Source organism: Azospirillum formosense, assembly GCF_013340925.1.
GTDB lineage: Bacteria > Pseudomonadota > Alphaproteobacteria > Azospirillales > Azospirillaceae > Azospirillum > Azospirillum formosense.
On sequence record NZ_WHOR01000331.1, the window covers coordinates 1 to 5,469 of the forward strand.

Sequence of the window (5,469 nt, forward strand, 5' to 3'; positions counted from 1 at the left end):
CTTTACCCGTCCAGCCCTACCGCCTCCAGCGCGGACAGGTCGCAGATGAAGACGTTCGGCGCCTGCTCGACCACCAGACCCGCGCGCTTGAACTCGGCGACGGTGCGGCTGGCGGTCTCCATCCCGACACCGAGCATGGCGCCCAGATCCTCGCGGCCCGACAGCAGGACCGGCTCGTTCGGAACATCGGCGGCGAGTTTGAGGAACAGCCGGGCCAGCCGCCGCCGGGCGCTGCCGGTGGACAGCTCGGTCAGCCACTCGTCGGCCTGGTGCAGGGACTTGTACCAGCGCTCCATCAGGCGGGCGTGCAGGCGCGGCGTCTCCTTGCTCAGCCGCTCCACCACCGCACGCGGCAGCCGGCAGGTTTCCGCTTCCTGAAGCGCGACGGCGGTGTGTTCGTAGGGCTTGTCGACCAGCACCTCCAGCCCGGCCACGGCGCCCTGGCGGAGCAGCCGGACGATGCGCTGCGTGCCGTCGGGGAGGAACTGGACCAGCTTCACCAGCCCGCTGCGGATCGTGTAGAGGGAGCCGCCCTCGTCCCCCGCGCAGTAGAGCGTGGCGCCGGGCTGGAAGCGCAACTCGTCGATGGGAATGTGGATCAGGTCGAAATCCTGGTCGCGCAGGTCGCCGAACAGGACGAGGTCCCGTATGGCGCAGCTGCTGCAGCGCGCGGTGCCCAGCCGCGCGGCATCGATGCCGTTCCGATACACTGCTGCCCGCCTTCCGTCCGCCGGATCCGTTCCGGTTCCGTCCGAAGCTCCGGGGAGAATCTTACGCGGTCCGGCCGAAAAATTTCAATCGCGCGGATCCGCCTCCGGCGATCCTCCGTATCCTGTCCTGCCCCTCTTCTCTCTTTGCGCCCGACGAAAGGCAGTTTGTATGACTAATTGCTTATAACCTTGTTCTGAAGTGGTATTGTCTCAGTCACCTGCCGTTGATAACCAAAGAGATGCCCGTCACGTCAAACATTCGACATTATCTGAATTCATCGGATAGACCGGACCGCGAGCGGGGCATTAAGGAGCGACCTATTGAATTGTCTTTGTTTTTGGAGTGAACGCTGCCGCAAGGATCAGCGCCATGACCGTTGGTGATTTGGATCTCGACGCCTGCAGCCGGGAACCGATCCATCGACCCGGCAGCATCCAGCCTCACGGCATGCTGTTGGCCTTTTCCGGAAGCGACGCCGGCGCCACCCTGATCCAGGCCAGCACCAACGCCGCACCGGCGCTTGGCCTGCCGCTGGAGCAGGCGTTGGGTCAGCCGTTGGAACGAGCGCTCCACCCGCAGATTTCCACCGCAGTCCGCTCCTTCCTCGCCGCCGGTCCGGTTCCCTCCCGCCCGGTGCCGGTCGCCGTGACCGAACTGCCCGGTGCCGGCCGTCACCAGCTTCTTGCCCACACCGTTCCTGACGCGGCGGGCAATGGCGTGGTGATCCTGGAGCTGGAACGGCTGGACGGGATGGAGACCGACCTCCTCGACCACGTTTACCCGCGCATGCGCGAGGCGCTGGAGCGGCTGGACGCGCTGAACGCGCCGGCGGACCTCCTGAACTGCGCCGCGCAGGAGGTGCGGGCACTCACCGGCTTCGACCGCGTGCTGATCTACCGCTTCGACGCCGACTGGCACGGCACGGTGGTGGCGGAGGATGGGAACGGGCGGCTGCCCTCCTACATGGACTTGCGCTTTCCCGCCTCCGACATCCCCACCCAGGCGCGCGAGCTGTACCGGCTGAACCGCCAGCGGCTGATCCCCGACGCCGGCTACGCCCCGGTGCCGCTGGTCGCGATGCCGTCCGTCCCCGCCGGAGCGCCGCCGCTCGATCTCAGCTTCTCCGTCCTGCGCAGCGTGTCGCCGGTGCATGTGCAATACATGCGGAACATGGAAACCGCCTCCTCCATGTCGGTGTCGATCCTGCTGCACGGAGCCTTGTGGGGGCTGGTTTCCTGCCACCACCACGAGCCGAAGGCGGTGTCCTACGCCGTGCGCTCGGCCTGCGACCTGATCGCCCAGATCCTGTCGGTGCGCATCGCCGCGGTGGAGGACCGGCGCGACGCGGAGCACCGCATCGCCCTGCAATCCATCCAGGCGCGGCTGCTCGCCGCCATGGCCCAGGCCGATCCCTTCATCGCCGGCCTGACCGAACACCCCGACGACCTGCTGCGCTTCGCCAACGCCAGCGGCGCCGCCGTCGTGTTCGAGCGGCGCTGCACGCTGGTCGGCGACACCCCGACGGAAGAGCAGGTGCGCGGCCTCGTGGACTGGCTGGCCGCGCAGGGCGAGCCGGAGCAGTTCGAGACCGACAGCCTGCCCGCCCTCTACCCGGCCGCTGCGGATTTCGAAGGCAAGGCGGCGGGGCTGCTGGCCATCGCCGTGTCGAAGCTGCACGCCAGCTACGTGCTGTGGTTCCGGCCCGAGGTGGTGCGCACCGTCCGCTGGGGCGGCGACCCGCGCAAGCCGCTCGACCGCGACGGGCAGGCATTGAGCCCGCGGGCCTCCTTCGAGACGTGGAAGGAGACGGTGCGCCACCGCGCTCTGCCCTGGACCGCGGCGGAGCGCGACACCGCCACGGCGCTGCGCCACGCCGTCATCGGCATCGTCCTGCGCAAGGCGGAGGAGCTGGCCGCCCTGTCGCGGGAGCTGGCGCGCTCCAACAAGGAGCTGGAGTCCTTCTCCTACTCCGTCTCCCACGACCTGCGCGCGCCGTTCCGCCACATCGTCGGTTACGCCGAGCTGTTGCAGGAGCTGGAGTCGGACCAGTTGAGCGACACCGGGAAGCGCTATCTGGACGTTATCGTGGACGCTGCCAACAGCGCCGGCACGCTGGTGGACAATCTGCTGCACTTCTCGCAGATGGGACGCAGCGAGCTGACCCCCGTCTCGGTGGATATGAACGCTCTGATGGCGGAGGTGCGGGAGACGCTGGCGCCCGACACCGCCGGGCGGGCCATCGAATGGGACATCGCCCCGCTGCCCACGGTGCGCGGCGATCCCGTGATGATGCGGCTGGTTCTGCAAAATCTCTTGTCGAACGCCATCAAGTACTCCCGCGGACGGGAACCGGCGCGCATCGCCGTGGGTTGCGAAGACCGGCCCACCGAAACCCTCTTCTTCGTCAGGGACAACGGCGTCGGCTTCAACCAAGCTTACGAGAAGAAGCTGTTCGGGGTCTTCCAACGGCTGCACCGCAACGAGGAGTTCGAAGGCATCGGCATCGGTCTGGCCAACGTGCGCCGCGCCGTGGAGCGCCACGGTGGACGGACCTGGGCCGACGGGCGGCTCGACAAGGGAGCCATCTTCTACTTCACACTGCCGAAGGCCGGGGTGGCGAAACCGGATCTGCGCGATCTCGATGAGTGACCTGAACCATGAGTGACCTGAAACCCATCCTGCTGGTCGAAGACAACCCGCGGGACCTGGAGCTGACCCTGGCGGCGCTGGAGAAATGCCAGCTCGCCAACGACGTGATCGTCGCCCGCGACGGCGAGGAGGCGCTGCGGATGCTGACCCGCCGCGATCCGGAGACGGGGCAGCCGACCCAGCTTCCCGCCGTCGTCCTGCTCGACCTCAAGCTGCCGAAGATCGACGGGCTGGAGGTGCTGGAGCGGGTGAAGAACGATCCGGAAACCCGGCACGTCCCCATCGTGATGCTCACCGCGTCGCGCGAGGAAAGCGACCTCGTGCGCAGCTACAAGCTGGGGGTGAACGCCTTCGTGGTGAAGCCGGTGGACTTCAAGGCCTTCTTCCAGGCAATCCGCGACCTGGGCGCCTTCTGGGCGATCCTGAACGAACCCCCGGTCGGCTGCGCCCGCCGCCCGGCGGGAACCCCGCCCGCGGGAAAAGGCGCCTGAAGGAATGCCCTCCGGAATGCCCGCCGCCATGCCCGTGGCCGTGACCATCCTGCATCTGGAAGACAGCCCGCTGGACTGCGAGCTGGCTTGCGCGCGCCTGCGGAAGGCGGGAATCGCCTGCAACGTGACCCGCGTGGACACTCGCGCGGCCTTCGAGGCGGCGCTGGTCAAGGCGGCGGGGGACGGGCCGCGCTTCGACCTGATCCTGGCTGACTTCTCCCTCCCCGATTTCGATGGGCTGGAAGCGCTGGGCATCGCCAAGGCGCGCGCCCCGGAAACGCCCTTCCTGTTCCTGTCGGGGCGCATGGGGGAAGAGACGGCGGTGTCGGCGCTGAAGATGGGTGCCCGCGACTATGTGCTGAAGCAGCGGCTGGCCCATTTGCCCGCCGCCGTGGAGCGGGCGATCCTGGAGGCCCGCACCCTGGCCGAGCGGCGGCAGGCCGAGGAAAACCTGCGCCGGCTGCGGCAGGCCATCGACGACATCCGCGACTACGCCATTATCACGCTGGACCCGGAGGGCCGCATCACCTCGTGGAACGAGGGCAGCCGCCGCCTGTTCGGCCACACCGAGGAGGAGGCGCTGGGCCGCCCGCTCTCCCTGCTCTTCGCGCCGGAGGAGCGCAGTGCGGAGAACATCCGCGGCCTGCTGGCCGGGGTGGCGGAGAAGGAGCGCTGCGAGGTCGAATGGATCCACGCGGCGCGCGACGGGCGGCGCTTCTTCGGCTCCACCGTGCTGACCGTGGCGCGCGACGCCACGGGCGCGCCAGCCGCCTATTCGGCGGTGGTGTGCGACATCACCGAACGCCGCGCCTCGGAGATCGCGCTGCGCGACAGCGAGGCCAAGTTCCGCGCCATCGCGGAAAGCATGCCGCAGCTCGTCTGGTCGGCCCCGCCGGACGGCCTCCCCGATTACTACAACCTGCATTGGTTCGCCTACACCGGCACCCGTCCGGAGGCCATGACCGGCACGGCCTGGATGGATGTGGTCCATCCGGACGACCAGGCGCGGACCGCCGCCCTGTGGACCGCCGCGGTGCGGTCGGGCGATTTCTACGAGGTCGAGTACCGGCTGCGCGAGGCCGGGGGCCGGTACCGCTGGTTCCTCGGGCGGGCGGTGCCGCTGCGTGAGGGGGACGGGCGCATCACCCGCTGGTTCGGCACCTGCACCGACATCGACGACGCGGTGAAGGCCCGCGCCGCCCAGGCCGACGCCCGCGAGGATCTGGAGCGGCAGGTGGCCGAGCGCACGGCGGAGCTGGTGGCCGCCAACCGCCGTCTGCTGGCCGAAGTGGCGGAGCGGCAGCGCGCCCAGGCCGACCTCAGCGCGCTCTACACCAAGACGCCGGTGCCGCTGCATTCACTGGATGCCGAGGGCCGGCTGCTCAGCGTCAGCGACCGCTGGCTGGAGTTCATGGGCTATGAGAGCCGGGGGCAGGTGCTCGGCCGCAACATCACGGAGTTCATGCCGCCCGACGTCGCGCGGGAGCACCGGGAGCACCGCTGGCCGGAACTGCTGCGGCTGGGCGCCTTCCAGGACATGCCCTACCGGCTGGTCAAGCGGTCGGGGGAGGTCGCCGACGTGCTGGTCTCCGCCCGGATCGAGCGGGACGGGTGGGGG

General features: G+C 69.0%; 4 protein-coding genes. 3 read left to right on the top strand and 1 reads right to left on the bottom strand.

The window, feature by feature from the left end; all coding sequences use genetic code 11:
* Positions 1-2: 2 nt before the first annotated feature.
* Positions 3-710 (bottom strand): cyclic nucleotide-binding domain-containing protein, encoded by a 708-nt coding sequence (locus tag GBZ26_RS26380; RefSeq protein ID WP_174441377.1) that lies wholly within the window; start codon positions 708-710, stop codon positions 3-5.
* 370 nt (positions 711-1,080) lie between these two features.
* Here GBZ26_RS26380 and GBZ26_RS26385 point away from each other — a divergent pair, with 370 nt between their 5' ends.
* The 3 genes from GBZ26_RS26385 to GBZ26_RS26395 all read left to right on the top strand — a co-directional run.
* Positions 1,081-3,360 carry an ATP-binding protein gene (locus GBZ26_RS26385; protein WP_174441378.1) on the top strand — a complete coding sequence of 760 codons (2,280 nt, stop codon included), beginning with the start codon at positions 1,081-1,083 and terminating at the stop codon, positions 3,358-3,360.
* Positions 3,361-3,368: 8 nt separating this feature from the next.
* On the top strand, positions 3,369-3,851 hold the full coding sequence (locus tag GBZ26_RS26390) for a response regulator (protein WP_035682490.1): 483 nt from the start codon (positions 3,369-3,371) through the stop codon (positions 3,849-3,851).
* Positions 3,852-3,867: 16 nt separating this feature from the next.
* The coding region (locus tag GBZ26_RS26395; RefSeq protein ID WP_174441379.1) for a PAS domain S-box protein at positions 3,868-5,469 on the top strand (1,602 nt) is incomplete at its 3' end.